The organism is Mycobacterium sp. 663a-19 (assembly GCF_035616495.1).
In the GTDB taxonomy this organism is placed as follows: Bacteria; Actinomycetota; Actinomycetes; order Mycobacteriales; family Mycobacteriaceae; genus Mycobacterium.
The window spans coordinates 375,604-400,817 of record NZ_JAPJAV010000004.1 but is presented as its reverse complement, the minus strand read 5'-3'; the positions used below and the strand labels follow the sequence as shown (position 1 = coordinate 400,817).

At 67.9% G+C, this 25,214-nt stretch carries 24 protein-coding genes; 14 read left to right on the top strand and 10 right to left on the bottom strand.

Annotated elements, in window-relative coordinates:
• Positions 1–121: 121 nt before the first annotated feature.
• Positions 122–724: a hypothetical protein gene (locus tag OQ968_RS10495; RefSeq protein WP_324677374.1), complete on the bottom strand. Its 603-nt coding sequence runs from the start codon at positions 722–724 to the stop codon at positions 122–124.
• Positions 725–892: 168 nt separating this feature from the next.
• On the opposite strand from OQ968_RS10495, the gene dop reads away from it, so the two are divergent.
• From dop to OQ968_RS10440, 11 genes are all read left to right on the top strand, one after another.
• On the top strand, positions 893–2,401 hold the full coding sequence (dop, locus tag OQ968_RS10490; RefSeq protein ID WP_324677372.1) for a pup deamidase/depupylase: 1,509 nt from the start codon (positions 893–895) through the stop codon (positions 2,399–2,401).
• A gap of 74 nt (positions 2,402–2,475) precedes the next feature.
• On the top strand, positions 2,476–2,670 hold the full coding sequence (locus OQ968_RS10485; protein WP_324677370.1) for a ubiquitin-like protein Pup: 195 nt from the start codon (positions 2,476–2,478) through the stop codon (positions 2,668–2,670).
• The gene (gene prcB, locus OQ968_RS10480) at positions 2,667–3,566 is read left to right on the top strand and encodes a proteasome subunit beta (RefSeq protein ID WP_324677368.1); all 900 of its coding nucleotides are present in this window, start codon (positions 2,667–2,669) and stop codon (positions 3,564–3,566) included. Before OQ968_RS10485 ends, prcB begins: the two co-directional genes overlap by 4 nt.
• Complete coding sequence (prcA, locus tag OQ968_RS10475; RefSeq protein ID WP_324677367.1) at positions 3,563–4,294, top strand: proteasome subunit alpha; 732 nt, start codon at positions 3,563–3,565, stop codon at positions 4,292–4,294. Before prcB ends, prcA begins: the two co-directional genes overlap by 4 nt.
• Positions 4,295–4,359: 65 nt before the next feature.
• The gene (gene pafA / locus OQ968_RS10470; RefSeq protein ID WP_324677365.1) at positions 4,360–5,718 is read left to right on the top strand and encodes a Pup--protein ligase; all 1,359 of its coding nucleotides are present in this window, start codon (positions 4,360–4,362) and stop codon (positions 5,716–5,718) included.
• A gap of 43 nt (positions 5,719–5,761) precedes the next feature.
• Positions 5,762–6,763, top strand: a complete 1,002-nt coding sequence (locus OQ968_RS10465; protein WP_324677363.1) for a YafY family protein — start codon at positions 5,762–5,764, stop codon at positions 6,761–6,763.
• Positions 6,760–7,734, top strand: coding sequence for a YafY family protein (locus OQ968_RS10460; RefSeq protein WP_324677361.1), 975 nt, complete (start codon positions 6,760–6,762; stop codon positions 7,732–7,734). Before OQ968_RS10465 ends, OQ968_RS10460 begins: the two co-directional genes overlap by 4 nt.
• Before the next feature lie 72 nt (positions 7,735–7,806).
• On the top strand, positions 7,807–8,061 hold the full coding sequence (gene tatA, locus OQ968_RS10455) for a Sec-independent protein translocase subunit TatA (protein WP_324677359.1): 255 nt from the start codon (positions 7,807–7,809) through the stop codon (positions 8,059–8,061).
• Between the two features lie 55 nt (positions 8,062–8,116).
• Positions 8,117–9,073: a twin-arginine translocase subunit TatC gene (gene tatC / locus OQ968_RS10450; protein WP_420715873.1), complete on the top strand. Its 957-nt coding sequence runs from the start codon at positions 8,117–8,119 to the stop codon at positions 9,071–9,073.
• Positions 9,057–11,813 carry an RNA helicase gene (locus tag OQ968_RS10445; protein ID WP_324677357.1) on the top strand — a complete coding sequence of 919 codons (2,757 nt, stop codon included), beginning with the start codon at positions 9,057–9,059 and terminating at the stop codon, positions 11,811–11,813. Before tatC ends, OQ968_RS10445 begins: the two co-directional genes overlap by 17 nt.
• A 76-nt stretch (positions 11,814–11,889) precedes the next feature.
• Positions 11,890–12,645, top strand: coding sequence for a DUF4333 domain-containing protein (locus OQ968_RS10440; protein WP_324677355.1), 756 nt, complete (start codon positions 11,890–11,892; stop codon positions 12,643–12,645).
• Positions 12,646–12,649: 4 nt separating this feature from the next.
• Here the strand turns inward: OQ968_RS10440 and OQ968_RS10435 are convergent, their stop codons facing one another.
• The gene (locus OQ968_RS10435; RefSeq protein WP_324677353.1) at positions 12,650–13,606 is read right to left on the bottom strand and encodes a 5'-3' exonuclease; all 957 of its coding nucleotides are present in this window, start codon (positions 13,604–13,606) and stop codon (positions 12,650–12,652) included.
• A gap of 41 nt (positions 13,607–13,647) precedes the next feature.
• Here OQ968_RS10435 and OQ968_RS10430 point away from each other — a divergent pair, with 41 nt between their 5' ends.
• Together OQ968_RS10430 and OQ968_RS10425 are read left to right on the top strand one after the other, a co-directional pair.
• Complete coding sequence (locus tag OQ968_RS10430; protein WP_324677351.1) at positions 13,648–14,772, top strand: Xaa-Pro peptidase family protein; 1,125 nt, start codon at positions 13,648–13,650, stop codon at positions 14,770–14,772.
• A 10-nt stretch (positions 14,773–14,782) separates the two neighbouring features.
• Complete coding sequence (locus OQ968_RS10425; protein ID WP_324677349.1) at positions 14,783–17,038, top strand: alpha/beta hydrolase-fold protein; 2,256 nt, start codon at positions 14,783–14,785, stop codon at positions 17,036–17,038.
• Here the strand turns inward: OQ968_RS10425 and OQ968_RS10420 are convergent.
• Together OQ968_RS10420 and OQ968_RS10415 are read right to left on the bottom strand one after the other, a co-directional pair.
• Positions 17,010–17,354 (bottom strand): DUF2563 family protein, encoded by a 345-nt coding sequence (locus OQ968_RS10420; RefSeq protein WP_324677347.1) that lies wholly within the window; start codon positions 17,352–17,354, stop codon positions 17,010–17,012. The genes OQ968_RS10425 and OQ968_RS10420 overlap by 29 nt on opposite strands.
• A 53-nt stretch (positions 17,355–17,407) precedes the next feature.
• A complete protein-coding gene (locus OQ968_RS10415) occupies positions 17,408–18,058 on the bottom strand; it encodes a DUF5631 domain-containing protein (RefSeq protein ID WP_324677345.1) in 651 nt (216 codons plus the stop codon).
• A 1,035-nt stretch (positions 18,059–19,093) separates the two neighbouring features.
• Between OQ968_RS10415 and OQ968_RS10410 the strand changes: the two genes are divergently transcribed.
• The gene (locus OQ968_RS10410; protein ID WP_324677343.1) at positions 19,094–19,594 is read left to right on the top strand and encodes a hypothetical protein; all 501 of its coding nucleotides are present in this window, start codon (positions 19,094–19,096) and stop codon (positions 19,592–19,594) included.
• A 62-nt stretch (positions 19,595–19,656) separates the two neighbouring features.
• Here OQ968_RS10410 and OQ968_RS10405 read toward each other — a convergent pair whose 3' ends face one another.
• From OQ968_RS10405 to OQ968_RS10380, 6 genes are all read right to left on the bottom strand, one after another.
• A complete protein-coding gene (locus tag OQ968_RS10405) occupies positions 19,657–20,079 on the bottom strand; it encodes a hypothetical protein (RefSeq protein ID WP_324677341.1) in 423 nt (140 codons plus the stop codon).
• A 353-nt stretch (positions 20,080–20,432) separates the two neighbouring features.
• Positions 20,433–20,885, bottom strand: coding sequence for a hypothetical protein (locus OQ968_RS10400; RefSeq protein WP_324677339.1), 453 nt, complete (start codon positions 20,883–20,885; stop codon positions 20,433–20,435).
• A gap of 364 nt (positions 20,886–21,249) precedes the next feature.
• Positions 21,250–22,086: a hypothetical protein gene (locus OQ968_RS10395; protein WP_420715884.1), complete on the bottom strand. Its 837-nt coding sequence runs from the start codon at positions 22,084–22,086 to the stop codon at positions 21,250–21,252.
• 618 nt (positions 22,087–22,704) lie between these two features.
• Positions 22,705–23,013, bottom strand: a complete 309-nt coding sequence (locus OQ968_RS10390) for a hypothetical protein (RefSeq protein WP_324677334.1) — start codon at positions 23,011–23,013, stop codon at positions 22,705–22,707.
• A 20-nt stretch (positions 23,014–23,033) separates the two neighbouring features.
• Entirely contained in the window at positions 23,034–24,605 is a 1,572-nt protein-coding gene (locus OQ968_RS10385) for a hypothetical protein (protein ID WP_324677332.1), read from the bottom strand.
• Positions 24,606–24,802: 197 nt separating this feature from the next.
• A complete protein-coding gene (locus tag OQ968_RS10380; RefSeq protein ID WP_324677330.1) occupies positions 24,803–25,213 on the bottom strand; it encodes a F420-dependent biliverdin reductase in 411 nt (136 codons plus the stop codon).
• Position 25,214: the final 1 nt, after the last annotated feature.

The window sequence follows — 25,214 nt, the reverse complement described above, 5'->3', positions numbered from 1 at the left end:
CCCGAGAAAACGGATAACCACTCGGCATGGCAACTCCTCAAAACAACGGATGTTGCACTGACCGTATGAATCCGCCCCACGACGGGTGTACGTGGTTTAAGTTTCGGCCAACGCCAGGCGGTCAGACCTCGAGCGAATAGCTGTTGGTCAGGTCGTCCTGCGTCACGTGGGCGGGGCGGGTCGTGGTGTCCACCCGCAGCGTTTCGGCGAGCACGCGCGGCTCGTACCGCCACCCGTCGGGCAGGTTCAGCCGGCCGGCCAGGCCGGGCAGGTCGGCTCGGGAAAGGTTGGGATCGGCGACCTGGCTCCACGTCTGCATGACCCAGCGCCGCCCGTCGGGGTCGATCAGTTCGTAGACCTCTTCGCCGGCGTTGAACACGAAGACCGTGTGGCGGCTCACCTCGTTGACGGTGTAGGGCGCCGGGCTCATCGACGACAGCGCGACCGTCGCCTGCTTGATCATCTCGATCCCGCCGAATGTCTTTGTCTCCTGCGGGCCTTGCGGCTCCTTTTCGATGGCGTTCATCAGCCAGTAGCGCGGGCCGTTGAGCAGGGCGGCGGCCGCGCCGTTTTCGGTGGCAATGGCCTGCGGGTCGAGCTTGGACCACAACTCGGCCGGGCAGTCGTTGAGCGGGAAGCTGTTGTAGACGGTGGCCTGCGGGCCGGACTCGCCGACCTGCACCAAAAGCACTTCGCCGTAACGCTTCCCGGACAGGTCGGTCACACGGCGAAATTAGTCATTGCCGTCGGCGCCGTCAACAGCGCGCGGCCGGGAGCCGGCTCCTCCTCACCCGCCGCGCGGGCTGCCTCGTCAGCGCGCTGGGTTGGATTGCGCGCCTCCTCCTCGCCCCGCTCCGCGGGGCGCATCGTCAGCGCGCCTAAGCTCTAAGGCATGCAACGGATTATCGGGACGGAGGTCGAGTACGGCATCTCGTCGCCGTCGGACCCGACCGCCAACCCGATCCTCACCTCGACGCAGGCGGTGTTGGCCTATGCGGCCGCCGCCGGCATTCAGCGCGCCAAACGCACGCGCTGGGACTACGAGGTGGAATCGCCGCTGCGCGACGCGCGCGGTTTCGACCTGAGCCGCTCGGCCGGACCGCCGCCGGTGGTCGACGCCGACGAGGTCGGCGCCGCCAACATGATCCTGACCAACGGGGCGCGGCTCTACGTCGACCACGCCCACCCGGAGTACTCCGCACCCGAGTGCACCGACCCGCTGGACGCCGTGATCTGGGACAAGGCGGGCGAGCGGGTGATGGAGGCCGCGGCGCGGCACGTCGCCAGCGTGCCCGGGGCGGCGAAACTGCAGCTCTACAAGAACAACGTCGACGGCAAGGGCGCCTCCTACGGGTCGCACGAGAACTACCTCATGTCGCGGCAGACCCCGTTCTCGGCGATCATCGCCGGGCTCACCCCGTTCCTGGTGTCGCGGCAGGTCATCACCGGCTCCGGCCGGGTCGGCATCGGGCCCTCCGGTGACGAGCCGGGCTTTCAGCTGTCCCAGCGCTCCGACTACATCGAGGTCGAGGTCGGCCTGGAGACCACGCTCAAACGCGGCATCATCAACACCCGCGACGAACCGCACGCAGACGCCGACCGGTACCGCCGGCTGCACGTCATCATCGGCGACGCCAACCTTGCCGAGACGTCGACCTACCTGAAGCTGGGCACCACCGCGCTGGTGCTCGACCTGATCGAGGAGGGCCCCGAACACGGGATAGACCTGACCGATCTGGCGCTGGCCCGCCCGGTGCACGCCGTCCACGCGATCAGCCGCGACCCGTCGCTGCGGACCGCGGTGGCCCTGGTCGACGGTCGCGAGCTGACCGGCCTTGCGCTGCAACGCATCTACCTCGACCGGGTGGCCAAGCTGGTCGACAGCCGCGACTCAGACGCCCGCGCGGCCGACATCGTGGAAACCTGGGCGCACGTGCTCGACCAGCTCGAGCGCGACCCGATGGACTGCGCCGAGCTGCTGGACTGGCCGGCCAAGCTGCGGCTGCTCGAGGGTTTCCGGCAGCGGGAGAACCTGAGCTGGTCGGCGCCGCGGCTGCACCTCGTCGACCTGCAATATTCCGATGTCCGGCTGGACAAGGGGCTGTACAACCGGCTGGTGGCGCGCGGCTCGATGAAGCGCCTGGTCACCGAGCCCCAGGTGCTGAACGCGGTCGACAACCCGCCCACGGACACCCGGGCCTACTTCCGCGGCGAATGCCTGCGCAGGTTCGGCGCCGATATCGCCGCCGCCAGCTGGGATTCGGTGATTTTCGACCTGGGCGGCGATTCGCTGGTGCGCATCCCGACGCTGGAGCCGCTGCGGGGCAGTAAAGCCCACGTCGGGGCGCTGCTGGACTCCGTGGACAGCGCGGTGGAACTGGTGGAACAACTCACCAGCTAGGCCCGCTGGTCGGGGAAACGTCGGAGTCGAACGGTACTGTAGAGAAACAGGCCCAGACCTAGCAGGAGGCGGCGATGGCTCAGGAGCAGACCAAGCGTGGCGGTGGCGGCGGTGACGACGACGATGTCACCGGTACCACGGCCGCCGGCCAGGAACGCCGCGAGAAGCTGACCGAGGAGACCGACGATCTGCTCGACGAGATTGACGACGTCCTTGAGGAGAACGCGGAGGACTTCGTCCGTGCGTACGTCCAAAAGGGCGGACAGTGACCTGGCCGTTCTCTGATCGTCTACCCATCAGCTCGGCATTTTCCGGAACCTCTGCGATAAACCAGTCCTCGTTCGCTGACCTGCTGCGCCGCCAGGCGCCCGAATTGCTGCCGGCGGTGCTCGGCGGCGCGGGTCAAGCGGCCGGCGGTCAACCCGCCGGCGGTGGGCAGTTCCCGCACGGCACCACCATCGTCGCGCTGAAATACCCCGGCGGTGTCCTCATCGCCGGCGACCGGCGCTCCACGCAGGGCAACATGATCGCCGGACGCGACGTGAAGAAGGTGTACATCACCGACGACTACACCGCCACCGGCATCGCCGGCACCGCAGCGGTCGCCGTCGAGTTCGCCCGCCTCTACGCCGTGGAACTCGAGCATTACGAGAAGCTCGAAGGCGTGCCGCTGACCTTCGCCGGCAAGGTCAACCGGCTCGCGATCATGGTGCGCGGCAACCTGGCGGCCGCTATGCAGGGGCTGGTCGCCCTGCCGCTGCTGGCGGGCTACGACATCGACGCGGCCGACGCCGAAAGCGCGGGCCGCATCGTCTCTTTCGACGCCGCCGGCGGCTGGAACATCGAGGAAGAGGGCTACCAGGCGGTGGGGTCGGGATCGATCTTCGCCAAGTCGTCGATGAAGAAGTTGTACTCACAGGTCACCGACGGCGACTCCGGGCTGCGGGTCGCCGTCGAGGCCCTCTACGACGCCGCCGACGACGACTCGGCGACCGGCGGCCCGGACCTGGTCCGCGGCATCTACCCGACGGCGGTCACCATCGGCGCCGAGGGGGCCGTCGAGGTGCCCGAGAGCCGCATCGCCGAACTGGCGCGGGAAGTCATCGAAAGCCGTTCGCGCGCAGACACTTTCGGCCCCGATGCCGAGCCTCGGGGTGACAAGTGAGCTTCCCGTACTTCATCTCGCCCGAGCAGGCGATGCGCGAGCGCAGCGAGCTCGCGCGCAAGGGCATCGCCCGGGGCAAGAGCGTGGTCACGCTAGCCTACTCCGGCGGTGTGCTGTTCGTCGCGGAGAACCCGTCGCGGTCGCTGCAGAAGATCAGCGAGCTCTACGACCGCGTCGGCTTCGCCGCCGCTGGCCGGATCAACGAGTTCGAGAACCTGCGCCGCGGCGGCATCCAATTCGCCGACACCCGAGGCTATGCCTACGACCGCCGCGACGTCACCGCGCGCCAGCTGGCCAACGTCTACGCGCAGACGCTCGGTGCCATCTTCACCGAGCAGGCCAAACCATACGAGGTCGAGGTGTGCGTGGCCGGCGTCGCGCACTACGGCGAAACCAAACCGCCTGAGCTGTACCGGATTACCTACGACGGGTCGATCACCGACGAGCCGCACTTCGTGGTGATGGGCGGCACCACCGAGCCGATTGCCAACGCGCTCAAGGAGTCCTACGCCGAGAACGCCGACCTGCACGACGCGTTGCACATCGCGGTGGACGCGCTGCGGGCCGGCAGCGCCGACGGCTCGAACGGCGACCAGCCCACCCTCGAGGTGGCCAGCCTGGAGGTGGCCATCCTGGATGCCAACCGGCCGCGGCGCGCGTTTCGCCGGCTCGGCCGCTCCACCCTGGAGGGCCTGCTCGACGGGGCCGGGTCGAAGGGCGATTCCTAACCCGACAACATCCGCAGGCGCGGCATGCTCACGGTCGCGGTCTGACAACCAGTACCCTCAATTGTGTGCAGCGGCGGATCATGGGCATCGAGACCGAGTTCGGTGTCACCTGCACATTTCACGGGCACCGGCGGCTGTCCCCGGACGAGGTGGCCCGCTACCTCTTCCGCCGGGTGGTGTCGTGGGGCCGCAGCTCCAACGTGTTCCTGCGGAACGGCGCGCGGCTGTACCTCGACGTGGGCAGCCATCCCGAGTACGCCACCGCCGAATGCGACAGCCTGGTCCAGCTGGTCACCCACGACCGGGCCGGCGAATGGGTGCTGGAAGACCTGCTGGTGGACGCCGAGCAGCGGCTGGCCGACGAGGGCATCGGCGGCGACATCTACCTGTTCAAGAACAACACCGACTCGGCGGGCAACTCCTACGGCTGCCACGAGAACTACCTGATCGTGCGGGCCGGCGAGTTCTCCCGGATCTCCGACGTGCTGCTGCCGTTCCTGGTCACTCGCCAGCTGATCTGCGGGGCGGGCAAGGTGCTGCAGACGCCCAAGGCCGCCACGTTCTGCCTTTCCCAACGGGCCGAGCACATCTGGGAGGGCGTCTCCAGCGCCACCACGCGCAGCCGCCCGATCATCAACACCCGCGACGAGCCGCACGCCGACGCCGAGAAGTACCGGCGGCTGCACGTCATCGTCGGGGACTCCAACATGTGCGAGACCACCACCATGCTCAAGGTGGGCACCGCGGCGCTGGTGCTGGAGATGATCGAGGCCGGCGTGCCGTTCCGCGACTTCTCGCTGGACAACCCCATCCGCGCGATCCGCGAGGTCAGCCACGACATCACCGGCCGGCGGCCGGTGCGGCTGGCGGGCGGGCGCCAGGCCAGCGCGCTGGACATCCAGCGGGAGTACTACAGCCGCGCCGTCGAGCACCTGCAGGTCCGCGAGCCCAACGCGCAGATCGAGCAGGTCGTCGACCTGTGGGGCCGTCAGCTCGACGCCGTCGAGAGCCAGGACTTCGCCAAGGTGGACACCGAGATCGACTGGGTGATCAAGCGCAAGCTGTTCCAGCGCTACCAGGACCGCTACGACATGGAGCTGTCCGACCCGAAGATCGCCCAGCTGGACCTGGCCTACCACGACATCAAGCGCGGCCGGGGCGTCTTCGACCTGCTGCAGCGCAAGGGCCTGGCCGCGCGCGTCACCACCGACGAGGACATCGCCGAGGCCGTCGAACAGCCGCCGCAGACCACCCGCGCCCGGCTGCGCGGCGAGTTCATCAGCGCCGCCCAGGCCGCCGGCCGCGACTTCACCGTCGACTGGGTGCACCTCAAGCTCAACGACCAGGCCCAGCGCACCGTGCTGTGCAAGGACCCGTTCCGGGCCGTCGACGAGCGGGTCAAGCGGCTCATCGCCAGCATGTAGGGCTGGGAGACGGCGCTCGATCAACCGATCTAATCTGGTGCGAATGGCGACCTCGAAAGTCGAACGGCTGGTAAACCTCGTCATCGCCCTGCTGTCCACCCGCGGCTACATCACCGCCGAAAAGGTCAGGTCCAGCGTGGCGGGCTACTCCGAAAGCCCCAGCGCGGAGGCGTTCTCCCGGATGTTCGAACGCGACAAGAACGAGCTGCGTGACCTCGGCATCCCCCTCGAGGTCGGCAGGGTCTCGGCGCTGGACCCCACCGAGGGCTACCGGATCAACCGCGACGCGTACGCGCTGCCGCCCGTCGAGCTCACCCCGGACGAGGCGGCCGCGGTGGCCGTCGCCACCCGGCTGTGGGAGTCGCCCGAGCTGATCACCGCCACCCAGGGCGCGTTGCTCAAGCTGCGCGCCGCCGGGGTGGACGTCGATCCCGTGGACGCCGACGCCCCGGTGGCCATCGCCTCCGCGGGAGCGGTGCCAGGCCTGCGCGGGTCCGAGGATGTGCTGGGAATCCTGTTGTCGGCCATCGATTCCCGGCAGGCGGTGCAGTTCCCGCACCGGCCGTCGCGGGCCGAGCCCTACACCACCCGGACCGTCGAGCCGTGGGGCGTGGTCACCGAGAAGGGCCGCTGGTATCTCGTCGGGCACGACCGCGACCGCGACGCCACCCGCACCTTCCGGCTCTCGCGGATCGGCGCCGAGGTCGTTCCCATCGGCCCGTCCGGCGCGGTCACCGTGCCCGACGACGCCGACCTGCGCACGATCGTGGCCCAGACGGTCTCCGAGACGCCGACGGGCGGGCAGGCCCGGGTGTGGGTCGCCGACGGGCGGGCCACCGCGCTGCGCCGCGCCGGACGGCCCACCGGCGCGCGGCAGCTCGGCGGCCGCGACGGTGAGGTGCTCGAGTTCGACGTCGTGTACAGCGACCGGCTGGCGCGCGACATCGCCGGCTACGGGGCCGACGCCGTCGTGCTCGAGCCGCCGTCGCTGCGCGACGACGTGCTGGCCCGGCTGCGCGCCCACACGGAGGAGCGGCGCTCATGACCCCCGTGTCCACCCGCCTGGTCCGGCTGCTCAACATGGTGCCGTACTTCCAGGCCAACCCGCGGGTCACCCGCGCGAAGGCCGCCGCCGACCTGGGCGTGTCCGCCAAGCAGCTGGAGGAGGACCTCAACCAGCTGTGGATGTGCGGGCTGCCCGGCTACTACCCCGGCGACCTGATCGATTTCCAGTTCTCCGGGGACAAGATCGAGGTGACGTTCTCGGCGGGCATCGACCGGCCGCTCAAGCTCACCTCGCCCGAGGCCACCGGCCTGCTGGTGGCGCTGCGGGCCCTCGCCGACATTCCCGGCGTGGTCGACCCGGCGGCGGCGCGCAGCGCGATCGCCAAGATCGAGGCCGCCGCCGGCGCCGCCGGGCACGACGACCACGGGCCGCCGGCGGCCGTCGACGAGCAGGCGCCGGTCGAGAGCCGGGCCGCCGCCGCGGTGCGCGCGGCGGTGCAGAACAAGCACGCGCTGGCCATCGACTACTACGCCGCGTCGCACGACACGCTGACCAGCCGGATCGTCGACCCCATCCGGGTGCTGCTGATCGGCGGCCACAGCTACCTCGAGGCGTGGTCGCGCGAGGCCGAGGGGGTTCGGCTGTTCCGCTTCGACCGGATCGTGGAGGCCACCGAGCTGGGCGAGCCCGCCGCCGCGCCCGAGTCGGCCCTGCACGCGCCGCCGGACACGTCGCTGTTCGACGGCGACCCGTCGCTGCCGTCGGCCACGCTGCGGGTGGCGCCGTCGGCGTCGTGGATGCTCGAGTACTACCCGATGCGGGACGTGCGCGAGCGGCCGGACGGATCGTGTGAGGTGGTCATGACGTACGCCTCCGAGGACTGGATGACGCGCCTGGTGCTGGGATTCGGGGCGGCCGTGCAGGTGCTCGCGCCGGCGTCGCTTGCGCAGCGGGTCCGGGATTCCGCGGCGGCGGCGCTGGAGTCCTATCAAGTCGCGGCCCAGGGCTGACGGCGCGGCGCGGGGAAACCGGCAGTTGTCTCCGCTGCGGTAGCATCGGGTGGACGTCTGGAGGTAATCAAAGTGGGAAGTCTTAGTCCGTGGCACTGGGCGATCCTCGCTGTCGTAGTGATCCTGCTCTTCGGTGCCAAGAAGCTCCCCGATGCGGCGCGCTCGCTGGGTAAGTCGATGCGCATCTTCAAGTCCGAGATGCGCGAAATGCAGACGGAGACCAAGGCCCAAGCGCCTTCCATCGAGACACCCCAGCCCGTGCAGTCGCAGCGGGTCGACCCGCCTGCGGCGAACGAGCAGGGGCACACCGAAGCGCGCCCGGCGTAGCCCGGGTCGATCGCGGTTAGCCGTCGCGGTGCCCGAGCGCCACTGACCGAGCGTCGTGAAATTCTTCAAGACTTCAGCGCGCACCGCTGCCCTGCTGAAGCGGCTCAACCCTCGCTACCGGCGCAGCCGGACCAACCCCGACGCGACCATGTCGCTGGTCGATCACCTGACCGAGCTGCGCGCCCGGCTGTTGATCGCCCTGGCCGCGATCCTGCTCACCACGATCTTCGGGTTCGTCTGGTACTCGCATTCGATCTTCGGGCTGGAGAGCCTCGGCGAGTGGCTGCGCCATCCCTACTGTTCGCTGCCGCAGTCGGCGCGGGCCGACATCACCCCGGGCGGGCAGTGCCGGTTGCTGGCCACCGCGCCATTCGACCAGTTCATGCTGCGGCTCAAGGTCGGGATGACGGCCGGCATCGTGCTGGCCTGCCCGGTGTGGCTCTACGAGCTCTGGGCGTTCATCACGCCGGGGCTCTACCAGCGGGAGCGGCGCTTCGCGATCGCGTTCGTGGTGCCGGCCGCGGTGCTGTTCGTCGGCGGCGCCGTGCTGGCGTACTTCGTGCTGTCCAAGGCGCTGGGCTTCCTGTTGACCGTCGGCAGCGACGTGCAGGTGACCGCGTTGTCCGGGGACCGCTACTTCGGCTTCCTGATCAACCTGCTGATTGTGTTCGGCGTCAGCTTCGAGTTCCCGTTGCTGATCGTCATGCTCAACATGGCGGGGCTGCTGACCTACGAGCGGCTCAAGTCGTGGCGGCGCGGCCTGATCTTCGCGATGTTCGTGTTCGCGGCGGTGTTCACGCCCGGATCCGACCCGTTTTCGATGACGGCGCTCGGCGTCGCGCTGTCGGTGCTGCTCGAGCTCGCCATTCAGATCGCCCGGCTGCACGACAAGCGCAAGGCCAAGCGCGAAGCCCAGGCCACCATCCCCGACGACGAGGCGTCGGTCGTCGAGCCGCCCGAGCCGATACCCGAGCCGTCGCTGTCCGCCGGGCAACATGACGACGTCACCTGAGCTGGCCGAGCTTGCCCGGTTCGCCGCCGAGCTGCCGTTTGCGCTCGACGACTTTCAGCAGCGGGCCTGCGCGGCGCTGGAACGGGGCCACGGCGTGCTGGTCTGCGCGCCGACCGGGGCCGGCAAGACGGTGGTCGGCGAATTCGCCGTGCACCTGGCGCTGGCGGCCGGCGGCAAGTGCTTTTACACCACACCGCTGAAGGCACTGAGCAACCAGAAGCACACCGACCTCACGCTGCGCTACGGCCGCGACCGCATCGGGCTGCTCACCGGCGACATGTCGGTCAACGCCGACGCGCCGGTGGTGGTGATGACCACCGAGGTGCTGCGCAACATGCTCTACGCCGATTCGCATGCGCTGCACGGACTTTCGTACGTGGTGATGGACGAGGTGCATTTCCTGGCCGACCGGATGCGGGGCCCGGTGTGGGAGGAGGTGATCCTGCACCTGCCCGACGAGGTGCGGGTGGTCAGCCTGTCGGCGACGGTGAGCAACGCCGAGGAGTTCGGCGGCTGGATCCAGACGGTCCGCGGCGACACGACCGTCGTCGTCGACGAGCATCGGCCCGTTCCGCTGTGGCAACACGTGCTGGTGGGCAAGCGGCTGTTCGACCTGTTCGACTACCGCAAGACCGAAGCCGGCGAGCACCAGCCGCGCGTCGACCCCGATCTGCTGCGCCACATCGCGCATCGCCGGGAGGCCGACCGGATCTCGGACTGGCAGCCGCGCCGGGGACGTCGGGCAGGTCCCGGACGGCCCCGCTTCTACCGGCCGCCGTCGCGCCCGGACGTCATCGCGACCCTGGATGCCGAGGGGCTGCTGCCGGCGATCACGTTCGTGTTCTCCCGGGCGGGTTGCGACGCCGCGGTCCAGCAGTGCCTGCGGTCGCCGCTGCGGCTGACCAGCGAGGAGGAGCGCGCGCAGATCGCGGAGGTGATCGAGCACCGGTGCGGTGATCTCGCGGACTCCGACCTGGCGGTGCTCGGCTACTACGAGTGGCGTGAGGGGCTGCTGCGCGGGTTGGCGGCCCACCATGCCGGCATGCTGCCGGCGTTCCGGCACACCGTCGAGGAGCTGTTCACCGCCGGCCTGGTCAAGGCGGTGTTCGCGACCGAGACCCTGGCGCTGGGCATCAACATGCCCGCCCGCACCGTGGTGCTGGAGCGGCTGGTGAAGTTCAACGGCGAGCAGCACGTCCCGCTGACGCCGGGGGAGTACACCCAGCTGACCGGGCGCGCCGGGCGGCGCGGCATCGACGTCGAGGGCCACGCGGTGGTGCTGTGGCATCCCGCCGAGGAGACCACCGAACCGTCGGCGGTGGCCGGCCTGGCCTCCACCCGGACGTTCCCGCTGCGCAGCTCGTTCGCGCCGTCGTACAACATGACCATCAACCTGGTCCAGCGGATGGGGCCCGAGCAGGCGCATCAGTTGCTGGAGCAGTCGTTCGCCCAGTATCAGGCCGACCGGTCCGTCGTGGGCCTGGTGCGCGGCATCGACCGCGGGCGGCAGATGCTCGACGAGATCGCCGCCGAGCTCGGCGGGGCGGACGCGCCGATCTTCGAGTACGCCCGGCTGCGGGCCCGGGTGTCGGAGCTGGAGCGCGCGCAGTCGCGCGCGTCCCGGTTGCAGCGACGGCAGGCGGCCAGCGACGCGCTGGCCTCGCTGCGGCGCGGGGACATCATCAACATCACCCACGGGCGGCGCGGGGGGCTGGCGGTGGTGCTGGAGTCGGCCCGCGACAGCTCCGATCCCCGGCCGCTGGTGCTCACCGAACACCGGTGGGCGGGGCGCATTTCGTCGGCGGACTATTCGGGCGCCTCGGCGCCCGTCGGATCGATGTCGTTGCCCAAGCGGGTCGAACACCGGCAGCCGAGGGTGCGGCGCGACCTGGCGTCGGCGCTGCGATCCGCCGCCGCCGGGCTGGCCATCCCGCCCACGCGCCGGCGCGCCGCGGAGGACGGCGCGTTTCACGACCCGGAGCTGGCGTCGCTGCGGGAGGAGCTGCGCCGGCATCCCGCCCACAACAGCCCCGGCCTCGAGGAGCGGATGCGTCAGGCCGAGCGCTACCTGCGCATCGAGCGCGACAACGCGCAGCTGGAGAAAAAGGTTGCCGCGGCGACCAATTCGCTGGCGCGGACGTTCGACCGGATCGTGGGGCTGCTCACGGAACGCGAGTTCATCCGGGGCCCGGCCACCGACCCGCGCGTCACCGACGACGGCCGGCTGCTGGCCCGCATCTACAGCGAGAGCGACCTGCTGGTCGCCGAATGCCTGCGCACCGGCGCCTGGGCGGACCTGAAACCGGCCGAGCTGGCGGCGGTGGTCTCGGCGGTGCTCTACGAGAGCCGGGGCGGCGACGGACCCGGCGGGCCGTTCGCCGCCGACGCGCCCACACCCCGATTGCGCCAGGCGCTGCAGCAGACGTCGCGGCTGTCGCTGGCGCTGCGCGCCGACGAGCAAACCCACCGGATCGCTCCGACCCGCGAGCCCGACGACGGCTTCGTCACCGTCATCTATCGCTGGGCGCGCACCGGCGACCTGGCCGCGGCGCTGGCCGCCGCCGATCCGGCGGGCACCGGTTCGCCGTTGCTGGCCGGCGATTTTGTACGGTGGTGCCGCCAGGTGCTCGACCTGCTGGACCAGGTTCGCAACGCCGCCCCGGATGCCGAGTTGCGGGCAACCGCCAAACGTGCCATCAATGACGTCCGGCGCGGCGTCGTCGCAGTTGACGCCGGGTAGGCTGGGCCCGAGCTACCGTTGCATCCGAGATGTGAACACCGACCCGTTCGGGCCAGACAGGGACTGAGGAGAGACGATGAGCGGACCGCAGGGATCGGACCAGCAGTGGCAGCCGCCCGGCGAGGGCGGCGATCGGTCCCAGGAACCGACCCAGGTGGGATCGCCGTGGCAACAGCAGCAGCCGGCCCAGGAACCGACCTGGCAGGCGCCGGCGTACACGCCGCCCGCCGAGTACCCGCAGTACCAGCAGCCGACCGAGCAGGCCTACCCGCAGCAGCCCGGCCAGTACGGTCAGCCGGGGCAGTACGGCTACGGCCAGCCGGGCCAGCCCCAGTACGGCCAGCCGGGACAGTACGGGCAGCCGGGTCAGTACGGCTATGGCCTGCCGGGCCAGCCGCAGTACGGCCAGCCCGGCCAGTACGGGCAGCCCGCTCAGTACGGCCAGCCGGGCCAGTACCCGCAGCAGTACCCGCCCTACGAACAGCCCGGCAAGAAGCGCTCGATGGCGCTGATCGGCGGCGTCGCCGGCGTGATCGCCTTTCTGCTCATCGCGGTCGTGCTGGTGCTCGGCTTCTGGGAGCCCGGGTTCTTCGTCACCACCAAACTGGACGTCAACAAGGCGCAGGCCGGGGTGCAGCAGATCCTCAGCGACGAGACCAACGGGTACGGCGCGAAGAACGTCAAGGACGTCAAGTGCAACAAGGGCCAAGACCCCACCGTCACCAAGGGCGGCACCTTCGACTGCAGCGTCAGCATCGACGGCGCCCAGAAGCACGTCACGGTGACCTTCCAGGACAACAAGGGCACCTACGAGGTGGGCCGGCCCCAGTAGGGCGTCACGCCGGCAGCGCGTCGAGCGCTTTCTGCAAGCGGCCGATCGACGACCCGACGCCCAGTTCGGTCGCCAGTTTGGCGGTGCGTCTGGGGTGCGCGGCGGCCAGCGGCAGCTCGTCGGTGGGTGTCGACAGCGTGACGGGCGCGTCGGTGGCCACCCGGACCACCCGTCCCGCGGCCTCGATGTAATCGGTGGCGGCGAGCAGTTTCGCCCGCAGGCCCTTGGCCATCTTGGATTTGGGATCGTGCGCGGCGGCCAGGATCCGCTCCAGCGAGCCGTGCTGGGCCAGCAGGGTGGCCGCCGTCTTCTCACCGACGCCGGGCACGCCGGGCAGCCCGTCGGACGGGTCGCCGCGCAGCAGCGCCAGTTCGGCGTAGGCCGCCCCGGCCCGATCCGCCGGCACGCCATAGAGTTCGGCCACCTCGGCGGGCCCGAACAGCGTGGCCTTCGACAGCCCGCGGCCCAGGTAGAGCACCCGAACCGGGACCGGGTCGTCGGCGACCACCTGCAGCAGGTCGCGGTCCCCGCTGACGACCACGACCGGGTCGCGGCGCTCCTGCGCCGCCAGGGTGCCCAGCACGTCGTCGGCCTCGAAACCCTCCGCGCCCGCCGTCGGAATCCCGAACGCGTCCAGCAGTTCCAGGATCATGTCGATCTGCGGGGTCAGGTCGTCGGGCACCTCCTCGATGTCGGGCTCGCCCGGCGGTTCCGGCTCGGCCACCCGATGCGCCTTGTACGACGGGATGAGGTCCACCCGGAATTGCGGGCGCCAATCCAGGTCGAGGCAGACCACCAGCCGGGCGGGCCGCTGCTGGGTGATCACCACCGCCATCGAGTCGATGAACCCGCGCACGGCGTTGACCGGCCGGCCGTCGGGGGCGGTGATCGACGACGGCACCCCGAAGTACGAGCGGAACCACATGCTGGCGCCGTCGAGCAGCAACACGGGTGTGGGCATGCGGGCTATGGTCTCACGGCCGCGCGGTTAGCCTGGCTGCCATGGGTTCTGACCGATTCGACGCCGCGGTGTACGCCCGCCGGCTGGCGGCCGCCGCCGGCGCGACCGCCGACGCCGGGCTGGCCGGTCTGGTGATCACCCCGGGCTACGACCTGCGCTACCTGATCGGGTCGCGGGCGCAGACGTTCGAGCGGCTCACCGCGCTGGTGCTGCCGGCCTCCGGTGACCCGACGGTCGTGGTGCCGCGGCTGGAGTTGGCGTCGCTGCGCGGGTCGGCCGTCGCGGAACTGGGCCTGGCGGTGCGGGATTGGGTCGACGGCGACGACCCGTATCGGTTGGTGGCCGACGCCCTGGGCGGCGGCCCCGCCGCGACGGCCGTCACCGATTCCATGCCGGCGCTGCACCTGTTGCCGCTGGCCGGTGTGCTCGGCGCGGTGCCGGTGCTGGCCACCGACGTGCTGCGCACGCTGCGGATGGTCAAGGAGCAGTGCGAGATCGACGCGCTGCGCAAGGCCGGGGCGGCCATCGACCGGGTGCACGCCCGGGTGCCGAAGTTCTTGCGTCCGGGCCGCACCGAGGCCGACGTCGCCGCCGACATCGCCGAAGCTATTGTGGCCGAAGGGCATTCGGATGTGGCGTTCGTCATCGTCGGCTCCGGCCCGCATGGGGCCGACCCGCACCACGGTTATTCGGATCGCGAACTGCACGCCGGTGACATCGTCGTCGTCGACATCGGCGGGGCCTACGAGCCCGGATATCATTCGGACTGCACCCGCACCTATAGCATTGGCGACCCGGAACCCGAAGTGGCCCAACAGTATTCAGCGTTACAGCGGGCCCAGCGCGCGGCGTTCGACGCGGTGCGCCCGGGGGTGACGGCCGAGCAGGTCGACGCCGCCGCCCGCGGCGTGCTGGCCGAGGCCGGGCTCGCGGAGTTCTTCGTGCACCGCACCGGGCACGGCATCGGGCTGTCGGTGCACGAAGAGCCCTACATCGTCGCGGGCAACGACCTGCCGCTGGCCGCGGGCATGGCGTTTTCCATCGAGCCGGGCATCTACTTCCCCGGCCGCTGGGGCGCGCGGGTGGAAGACATCGTCGTGGTGACCGAGGACGGCGCGGTGGCCGTCAACAACCGGCCGCGAGAGCTGATCGTGGTGCACGCGTAGTTTGGGCGTGGTGTCGATCCTGGACCTAGCCCTGCTTCCGATCCGCATCGCACGACACCTCACCGACGCGGTGCTGCACCCCGCCCCTCCGTCACCGGCGCCGCCGGCCCAGCTCGTCGTGCTCGACGGCATGCCCGAGGGGGCGCCGCCGGCCGCGCGCCGGCCCGAGCCGCGGCTTCCCGCGCCGGAGGGATGGCCGTTCGGCGAGGAGTTCCCGCGCACCTGCGGCACCGGCCGGGTGGCCGGCGGCGCCCTGTTTTGGACCGACTTCCTCTACGACGACCACGGCGCGACCGGCCTGCCGGTCGGCGACCTGAAAATCCAGGCGCCGCCGCGCGGCACCTACGTCTATCCCGACGGCCCCGCCGCGGGCAACGGCGCCGACATCTTTCGCGTCGCCGTCGGGCTCACCGCGACCGACACGTGGTGGCGGATCGACTGGAACACGCTGGTGGACGCCTCGGTGCCGATCGCGCTGTTCGCGTTCGACACGGACCCGGGCCGGGCGGGGTCGGGGCAGTGGCCGGCCGGCGCGGGCGTGCGCTCGCCGGGAATCGACCTGGCGCTGCGGGTTTCGGGTTCCGGCGCCGCGTTGATCGACCTGACCACCGGGATGAGCACGCCCGTGGAGCACAGCGTGGACATGGCGTCGCGGTCGTTCGTGGCGCGGGTTCCGCGGTCGCTGGTGGATCCCGTCGGCGACTGGACGGTGCGGCTGGTCGCCGGTTTGGCCAACGCGGCGGGCGACGGGTTCGCCGACGTGCCCGCCGGGCGTGGCGCGCTGCCCGGGCAGCCCAACGTGTACAACGTCGCGTTCCGGACCAACGCGCAGGAGCCGCCGCATCTGAACTTCTGGTCCGATGCGGCCCAGGCCGCGGCCCTGACCCGCGGCGACGTCTCGGAGTTTGCGGTGACGGTGCAGTGGGACCGGCTGGCGGCCGGCGAAACCACGCTCGAACCGGTGATCACCGGGCCGTCGACGCGGTGGTACGTGTCGTCGATCGAGCTGGGGCAGGGCGTCGCGTCGTCCGACGACATTTTGAGCACCAAGCCGCAATTCCTCGGCCGGGTCCAGCCGTACGCGATATGCCTGCCGTCGACGTACGCGCCCGGTCGGGTGTTGCCGCTGACGCTGCTGCTGCACTCGCTTGCGTTGGGCCAGAGCCAGTTTGCGGCGATCGACCCGCGGCTGCTGCACGAGGTGTGCGAGGGCCGTGACACTGTGGTGGTCACGCCGCTGGCCCGGGGGCCGTCGACCTGGTACTTCGACACCGGCGAACTCGACGTCTGGGAAGTGTGGGCGCGGGTGGCCGAACAGCTGGGTACCGACCCCAATCGCACTGTGGTTTCCGGTTATTCGATGGGCGGCTACGCGGCGTACAAGTTCGGGCTGAGCTATCCGGAGGTGTTCGCACAGGCGGTGGTGCTGGCCGGACCGCCGACGTGTGGCGTGCGCCTGCTGCCCGACGTCGACGTTCCGGCCGACCTGGACCCGGACTCGCCCTGCGCCCGCGAGGGCGACACCTGGAAGTTGTTGGTCAACGCCCGTTGGCTTCCGTATGTGATCGCCCACGGGCTGGTCGACGAGCTGGTGCCGTTCGCGTCCGCGGCCGAGCAGGTGCTCGAGCTCGACCGGCTCGGCTACCGCCACCGCTTTACGGTGTACCCGTTCGAGGATCACATCGCCTGGGTGTTCCAGGACAAGTTCGAGGATCCGATCGCCCACATGGGAACCGGTCTGCGCCAAGCGGATCCGGGACACATCACGTTCGCGTGGTATCCGCAGCTGGTGCGGGGCGACCTGGGCATCGGACCCGATCGGGTGTGGTGGCTGTCGGGGCTGACCGCGGATCCGTCGGTGGTGGCGCGGCGCGGGGCCGTCGCGGAGGTCGACGCGCGGTCGTATGCCCGCCCGGACCCGACGCACACCGTTAGGCATCGCCGCGGCGTGGTCCTCAACTTCGACCCGTCGCCCGGGGTGTACAGCGAATTGGATTGGCGGATCGGGTTGCCCGTCGACCCGCTGCCGTACCTGACGCTGCGGCTCAGCGGGGTCGCCGCTGTTACGGTGGACTTGCGGCGCGCGGGGCTGGCGTCGTTGCCGTCGTCGACGATCACGGTGTCCACAGATGCGGTGGTGCAGATCACGCTAGCCGAGCTACCCGCCGGGGTCCGGGTGCGAGTCGATGGTCAGCCCGCGGGCCCGACCGTGGCCGTATCGCCCGGACGGCACCGAATTACGTTGGGGGAGCAGGCGACTCGCTAATTGGCTTCGGCTGGGCTGGGTGCACCGCCCGCAGCTGTGCGGCGCTGCGTGTCTCCATGTCGGTGAACCCGTTGGCGGCCGTGTGTGCGTTCTTGCCTACTGAAGTCAGCGTTTCCTGGTGGGCCTGAAGGGTTTTCGCGTGGTGGGCTTGCGCCGAGGTGACCGCCTCGTGAAACGATTCGGCCGCGGGGAACTCACCGAACATCCCGGGTGTCAGGGGTCCCCGCGACAGGTTGTTTGCCGCCTCTCGGGCGTGCCCGCCCGCGCGGTGCGACTCGTTGCCGCCCGAATGCAGCAACCCCATGTCGACTTCCATCGCAACCCCTTCCGAGCAGGTGTGACATTACTACCGCTGGTTTGCTGGTCAATTCACCTTGGGAGGGCTTGTCCGGTTGTCGTTGTGCTGCAGGCTTTGAACCAGGCGAGGTGATAATTCGCGGCGGTCTTGTCACCGGCCACCAGCGCGTCAATGGCGGCCAGCAGCTGCCAGTTGCCAATGTCGTTCGAATCCACGTTGTCGGGATAGCTGTCGAGGACGCGGGCGCTAATCGCGGCCAGGTGCTCGCGCAGTTGGTCGACTTCCTTGTCCACCACGCCGGTACCGGCTGACGCGGCTTTGGCCAGCGTGTGGGCAAGCCGCGGGAGTCCATCGCGCCACTGGGTCGCCTGATTGAGCTCCCAGCCGAGCTCGTCGATATCGGGTACACACCGCGGCCGCGGCGACGTGGCGACCGGCTCGTCGTCCTCCGGGATGTGGTGGATGGGGGTATAGCCGACGGCGACGCTGACTTCGCCGAGGAGGAATTCCAGATCGCCTCGGCGTCGCTCCGGAGGGAGCAGTTTGACCGCGGCCGGGAGATCGATGCCCGGTGGTATCCAGCCGCTCGCGAGATCGGTTGCCAGCACGGTGGTGTTGTCAGGGCGATCCCCGGCCGCCCAGGCCAGCCGCGGTTGTTGGCGGGCCACCGCAAACACCAGGCGCTGCAGGCGCGCACGCGCCGTTGCGTCGGCCGATGCCACGCCGGCGACCGCCCCGGTGGCAGTCGCCGTGACGGCTTGGGCTCCCAGGCTTGACGGCGAGGACGGCGGCACCGGCGGGGTCTCTCGACGCACGACCGTGGGCTGAGCCGGACTGCCCTGGCCGGCCGACGGATGGACCGGCGCCGAAGCCGGCATCGTCGACGGGGGCGGGGTTGGCGGTGCGGCGGGCGTCGTGGCAGCAGACATCGTCGGCCTTATGTCGGAGGCGTAAGCGGGGAGGGGTCCCGACGGCGGGGGTGTCGCCGCGACGGGTCCCGATGTGGCCGCTGGCCCCGCCACCACCTGCGGCGCGGGGGGTGCGTCCGGTGTGGGCGCGTGCGCGACGGGCGGCGGCGAGTCAAAGACGGGTGCGTTGACTGGGGCGCCGATGCCCGCGGACGGGGTGGTCGCGGCTGTTGGGTCGGTCGGTGCCATCTGGGCTGGCGGTATCGCACCGGCTGCATTCGAGAACGGCGCGCCTGTCTGCAATCCCTTGTCGAAGCTTTGCATCAGTTCGCTCGGCGTCACGCCTTGGACAGGGCTCGTAGGCGCGAGTGGTGTGCCGCCGGTCAGTGGTGAGACGGGTGGTTGTGGTGTTGCAGATAATCCCGGAGTCACGGCGCCGGTCATCGTCGGGGCCGCAGGAACCGCTGGCGCTGTTATTGGGGGAGTTGAGATTTTTGGCGACGTCGCTCCCGCATCAAGCCCTGGGAGCGTTTTGCCTCCTGGCGTGCCGACTTGGGGTGGAACGGATGTTGTGGCAAAGTTTGCTGGGTTTGCCTGCCCAACTGGCGCTTTGCCTCCTGGTGTGCCGACTTGGGGTGGCGCGGACGTTGTGGTGAAGTTCGCTGGGTATCCCTGCCCAGTCGGTGCGTTGCTGCCTGGTGCACCGAGCTGCGGTGGCGCGGAGCCGGTTGGAGATGTCGCCCCGGGACTAGGGCTCGGCACTGCATCGTGTCCGGCCCCTGGCCTCGTAGAACCAGCATCTCCCAGCAGACTTCTTACCTGACCCTCAAGATCCTTCGGGTCGTCGGAGTGTCTGAACATTTGTCCGGCATCAAGGCCGTGGGCTTGCGCGAACTGACGAGCCGATTGCCCCAGTCCCTCTTCGTCCAGGATTCGCTGCATCGCGTCGAAGACGTTGCCGCTATATTTCGCGGCAGCCATGCTGGCCAGTGCTCGATACTCGTTTATTGCGGCGACAATCTGAGGCACCTTGGCTTCTACCGGCTCTTTGGAGTCCTGGATCTCTTTGATCCGTTGATTACCCTCGTCTGCCAGACCTGTCAGATCGCTCTGAAGGCTTTGCATGCTGTCGTACGCGGTGCCATACGCACTCTCTTTGACCCCATTCTTTTCTGCCACCCGCCGCGCTTGGCCCTCACCCTGGCGGAAGGCGTCGCGGAGGTCATCAGCTGTGTGGCCCTGTTGTTCTGCGAGCGGACCGGTTTGCGCCATTCGCAGCATATCTGCGAAATGAGCGTACCCAGTTTTGATCTGTCCCCGATTCATCTTCCCATGCGAAAGGGCCATTAGATCTTGATCATCGGGCCATTGATCGCCAACAAGTAAGAAGGACCATTCACCAGGAGGGAAAATCATTTGCACAAGCTTTCAATTGTCAAGGTTGTCTCATCGCCAGCTCGTAAGGCCGATTCCATCTCAGCATTTTTGCGTCCATTCAAGTAGTCAACTGTGTATTGCTGAAACAGGTTTGCAAGCTTTCGAATTGCTCCTGCCAGGTCCGGTGCCGTTGCGGGCTCTTCAGAAAGTGTGGTCATAAGGTATTCGCGGCCCGCAAGTAGGGCTTGCCGTGCGCTTGTCGCGACCGCAAGCTGTGCAGCCGGGTCGCTTCCCAGATCGCGAGCCATACTAACGCCGACCGCGCTGTGGACCTTCGTGTAAGCGGCACATACTCTCGCTTTGGCTTCGGCGATCTGCTGGTTCGTGTATGTGGGCGGCGGAGGCGCGGGTTTGGCCGGCACAGGTCGAAACCAGCCGACGATCGCGACACCAAGCATCAGAAGGACGGCGACGGTCAGAAATGCGAATATGGGCCACTGCCGTCTCGGTGGGAGTGGCATTGCGGACGGCCACCGGGCGCCGAGCGGAGCATTGTGAGGCGGGAGCAGGTTCGGCACTCCATAATCGTATCGCTCCTAGACCAACGTGCTAGTCAGTCGCAGCCGGCATGCGATAATCGGCGATCGAAAGGCCGATGGCCATGACTGAATGGAAATCATGTTGTACCACGGAAGCGATTTATTTAAAAGCTTTGATTGGCAAAATTTCCGCAAATAAATTGTCTGATCCCTCCGGTTTCATTTCGACAACTGGGCAAGTTCGTCACAGCGCAGCCCGTCGGAAGAAAATGTCATTTGCACAGGCCGTAGACCGCAGTGCCAGCGTTAGTAACGGCGTCCCGGGATGATTGGAGGTCGGAATCGGGGACCTCTGCCATGTAGCCGATTGCGAGCTGTTGGTATGAATCGACGAGTGTCTGGATTGCCTTAACGAGCTCATGAGGGGTTGCTGGCTGTTGAGCCAAAGTCTTCGACAGATACTCTCCGCCGTCGTACAACGCCGTTCGCGCGTTCGCGGCTACGGCAAGCGTTGCCGTGGGATCGTCACCTCCGTTGCGGCTTGTATTGGCGACGACCGCCTTCCGCACTTGCTCGTAGGTAGAACAGACTTTAGCTTTGGCGTCGGCTATCTGTTGATCGGTGTACCTCGGGGCGGTCGGCGGTTTGGCTGGTTCAGGTCGAAACCAGCCGACAATCGCGACAGCTAGGGTGGCTAACAGGGCGATCGACAGGAATGCGAACATCGGCCATTGCAGCCTCCGCGGAGGTGGCGTAGCGGGCGGCCACGGGGGGGCGCCGAGCGGACCATTTGGAGGTTGGGACAGGTTCGACACGTCTAGATCGTATCGTCCAGCAACACTAGTGGTAGTCAGAGCCGCTTGGCATACTTCCCGCTGCTGAGAGTTAGGTCAATCGATTTCGCGAAGGGCGATACGGACCGCACCGCCGCCGTGATGCGAGGTTTTCTTTGCTGTCAGGAGCGAGAGTCAGAACTCAACGAGAGCGAGCAATTTCGAAACACACAAGAGCAAAGATCCGGAACTCACTCGTGGACAAATGGTCTGGTGCGCGACCCATCTAGATGACCGCCCCGACAGTGAACTGCCCTTACCGGCTCGAGTCCGGATCCTCGTCGCGCTTGTGTTCGGGCAGCAGAATCCGCCGGCTCGCAATCGGTTTGCCCTCAATACGTTTGGTCACTTCCGGTGTCGGCGGTGGTGTGGTGATACGCCCCTGCACGGGGGCGCCGTTCTTTACGGACGGCGCGACGATGCGTTTGGTGTCGGGCTTTGAATCATTGCCCGTCCCGGCCGCGCCATGCATGGCACCCGGCGGCACCATCGGCATCGCGCCCATAGCACCCCTCGGCCCGCTGGGCGGCGGCGACGGATTGGCAGGCGGTGGCGAACCGGTATGCGCCGATGCGGGCTCGGTACCGGCGGATGGGGCGGGAAGCGGCCCGAGCATCGCGGTCGGTGTAGTGGCGCCCAGGCCACCGCCTAAACCACCGCCACCACCGCCAAGCTCACCCGCGCCGCCGGTAGCCCCGAGCAATTCACCAGGAATGGCCTCGCCCGCCCCTGCCGCAGCTCCGGTCGCATGTTGCAGTCCACCCATGCCCGCTTGCATCGCTTGCTGGCCGATCTGAGCGACCTGCTGCGAGATCTGGCCCAGCGGTTGCATGAGGCCACCGAGGGCACCCGAGAGGCCGCCGGCAAGCCCAGACGCCATCTGCGGAAACTGCTGCAGCATCTGCGACATCTCGCCTTGACCGCCGACACCGGCCATCTTCGCCGACGACTCTGCTTCGTTGGCAGGAAATTTCGTAAGTGCGTCACCGGTCTTCAGGCTGCGCTCGTCGTATCCGGCCAGCGCCGCGTCGATGTCGGCGGGATCGCCGCTATTAGAGGCTATACCAAGCACTTTCAGCAGTTGGCTGATCATCGAGCGGCCCGCCGCCAGCTGATCAGGCGTGATCCCCGGCGGTGGTGGCTGCCCACTCAACTGTGCGAGCCGCTCGAGAATTATTCGTATTTGGTCGTCGCCCCCGCTCATTGACCCTCCCGTGCGGTGCTGCCTGCCTCAGCAACGTGAGATGTCCACATCGCGTGGACTACCCGTGTCGTCTCCGTCGTATCAGCCGATGGTATCGCCGATGCGGTCTTCAAGTTATTCAGGTTTGCGGCGACCACGCGCTCGACGGTCCCGCTCTGGTCACCATCAAGGGTTCCTGTGGCGATCACGCTCGGCATTCTGGGGATCCTCGTAATCCCGCTGCGTATTACCGCCTTAGCCGCTTTCTATACCCACCACAATATCGCGAATAAGGCGACAAAAGTAAAGACGCCAAAAAAGGCGGCGAACGCACCGACAGAGAACGCAGTCGTACGGCGGAAGGCCATTGTCGCTCCGCAAAGGAAAAGAGGAAATACTGGAGCGAAGAACCAAAGGAAACCGAACGTTAGCATCGTCGACATTACGCCGACAAATAGGCCAGCCATAAGTTGCGCCGGCCGGTCGCGCGCCTGGTCAAAGGGACTTACATATTCCGAAGAGGCCACGTCAGTGCATCCAGTGCGATGGCAAGACCATGGTCAAGGTAACGAATAGCAGGATCGACCATCCCGTGAGCGGGGCCAAGATGATACCGACCGCTATGCTGCGCCAAAACGAATGTCTTGAGAAGATGCACACGACTATTCCAGCTATAAGCACAATAGAGGATACGACCGGGAGGAAGGTATAAACGTCCCGCATGGGCATGTGCTCATGGGTGATCACTGACAGCATCTTCACCATGATCGCCCACAAAACCCCACCGATAATTGCGCCGGAAAACACCGCACGTACCCAATCGACTGGCTCTTTCATGGATTCCACGTGACCCTTTCTCATTTCACGGGCAATGGCGGCAGCATGACAACGGGATCGTGGACACCGATTTCAGGCGGATGATCTACGGGCCCGAGGGGATACGTCCCCGGTGGGCTCGCAACAAGCGGTGGGGCGATGGGCGCTGCGGACGGCACATGTCCGGGGTGGGGAGGGGCGGGAATCCTCGGAGCCGGATACTGATCGTTAAAGCCGAGTTCAACGGCTTGGTCCCCGATCGGCTTGTGCCACCAGAGACCCGCTGCCGGCCCCAAGGGGCCATCCACGAAGACGGGCCACGACTGAACGATCCTCGTCGTCCTTCCTGCTTGGTCACCGTAGATCTCGATCGCAGGGAAATTCGTCACCGTTCCGCCGACCCGGGGACCTGCGGGTGCCGGCTCAATCGCGATCGTCCCATTCACATCGAACGGGACCGCCTTGGCGAGGCCTTCGCCCCCGGGTGAGAAGGGGTCGGCGGCGCTGTATTTGACCAGGACCGAGCCGTTGCTTTGCTGGACTGCCGAGATGGCGGGCGTCCCAACTCGTATCTGACCTGTCGTCGCGTCTACCGATGGATTCTGTCGCGCGACGATGATCCCATTCTCGTAGTCGACAAATATTGACACCCTCGACGCCTCGGGGCCCGCCGTGGAAGAGAAGCCGCGGTTATCACCCAAGTTGTCGTGGTCTGGCGGCCAATCGAGCTGGGGATCCAAAACGGCGCGGCCCGGGATGAAGAGGTTTGACCGTACTACCCCTTGGCCGGGCATCGGTTTGATCCGCCCGACAACGACGTTAGGGGGCACGCCGCCGTTCTTCGGGTCATAGCTATGGGGATCGAGCGCCGCGGCGGTCTCCCAGTCGGCGGCGGAACTTGGTGGTCGGCCGAAAACCTTTGCGAACGCGTCGATCTGGTTTTGCTGTCGGTTGGCCTCGGGTTCGGCCTTCGACGGCATTCCATGCGCGTCCACAGGTTGGATCACGCCGGGGTCATAGCCTTCGTTGCGTAGGTTATTCAGCGAGCCTTGTAGGCAGTCGGAGTAACCGTTGCGTACTGACTGAACTTGGCCCAGCGCTGATTTGGTGTCATCGATGGCCTGTTGCTCGAGATGAGAGATCAGCGCATCGAGCGCGGCTATGTCGGCCGCGCTGAGATGGATATGTTTCTCCTGTTCCACCGCTTGGCCGATTTCATTGTCGAGCTGCTGGAGTCGGCCCTCCAGGGTCGAGATCACCCCCGCGCTCGTTCGCTGTGCTTCGGCCAGGGTGGCGGCGATGTTTTCCAGGTCGACGCCGATCTTCGGCAGCTGAAGGGCCTGGGCGCCCAGCGACGCGGTCACCCGTTGCACCTCGGCGGAGTCGTTGATCGGGTTCTCGCCGTTGTCCCGATTCCACGACGCCTCAAAGCGGCGACGGGCCTCGTCGAAGGCCTTGGTGGACTCGGCGGTGCACCGGCCCGCGGCGTGAAACGCCTCGGCCAGATCGGAAACCTGCGCGGGACGGCCGGCTTGCAGGCTTTGGTTGATCGCCCAGGGATCGCCACCGGCCTCGGCGATCAGCGCCGCGACACTTATGTAGCCCAGCTTCATCGCACCGCCTCGGGCTTCTCGACACCGCGCTCATCCATGTTCGAACTGCCTACCGTGCGCCTCGCTTGTCGTGGAATGTCTTGGCCAGGGGAAGCCTCGGTTGCCCAGTTTGCACTGGTGGTGAGGCTAACCAGGGCAAACGATGCCGGTCAATTCAGTGCTGCCCTGGCAAACTTGCGGTCCGGCGACCCCAAGAGCTACTCGCTGCGGTCGAGCAGATCCGACGACCCGAGCACCCGTTCCACCTGGACTTCGATGACCACCCGGCGCGGGTTGGGACGTGGGGTGCGATAGCGCTGGGCATAGCGCAGCTCGGCGTCGCGCACGGCGTCGACGTCGCTGTTGACCTTGGAGCGGCCCTCCAGCGACAGCCACCGGGCCCCGTCGACCTGGCTGAGCACGGCCATCCCGGCACGGTCGGCGTTGATGGCCTTCTGGGACCCCCCGGTGGTGATGACCCGCGCGATATGCGTCTTGGGATCGAAGGTGAAACCGACGGCCACCACATGCGGCGAATTGTCGGCACGCAGCGTGGTCAGCATGGCCAGATGACGTTCGGACAGAAACGCCAAGGCGTCGTCGGTGAGCCGCGTGGTGGTGTTCGTCATC